The following is a 540-nucleotide window of genomic DNA, read 5'->3' on the forward strand; positions in this document are numbered from 1 at the left end:
CGGCCGAAACTGATGACTCTTGCGAGGGCTTGCCCTGGCCGGTGCGGTTGTGATTCTCTCAAGCGACTGATTCGGCTGGGAGAATCGAGACATGCCAGTGACCATCACACGTACGGATCTGTCGGTGGCTGAGCTGCGGGCGCAGGCGTGCCGGGTGGGCGACGTGGCGCAGGCGCGCCGGCTGTTGGCGATCGCGCTTGTGCTGGAGGGGGCGTCGCGAACGCACGCCGCCGAGGCAGGCGGGATGACCCGCCAGACCCTGCGCGACTGGGTGCATCGTTACAACGAGGAGGGGGTCGCCGGGCTCACGGATCGTCCGCGCTCGGGGCGCCCGCCTCGGCTGAAGGAAGCGCAGCTCGCAAAACTTGACGCGCTTGTCGAGGCCGGCCCCGACATCGCCGAGCATGGCGTTGTGCGCTGGCGCCGCGTGGATTTGCAGGCCGTCATCGCCAAGGATTTCCAGGTGGAGCTGTCCGAGCGTCATGTCGGGCGGATTCTGCATCAACGCGGGTTTACCCGGCTGTCGGCGCGCCCGCGCCA

The 540-nt window shown here is 68.1% G+C and carries 1 protein-coding gene; it reads left to right on the top strand.

Going from position 1 to position 540, the window contains the following annotated elements; translation table 11 throughout:
• Window positions 1-97: 97 nt before the first annotated feature.
• The coding region (locus ROR02_RS16520) for a helix-turn-helix domain-containing protein (protein ID WP_170245175.1) at window positions 98-540 on the top strand (443 nt) is incomplete at its 3' end.

It is taken from the genome of Pararhodospirillum oryzae (assembly GCF_007992075.1).
In the GTDB taxonomy this organism is placed as follows: domain Bacteria; phylum Pseudomonadota; class Alphaproteobacteria; order Rhodospirillales; family Rhodospirillaceae; genus Pararhodospirillum; species Pararhodospirillum oryzae.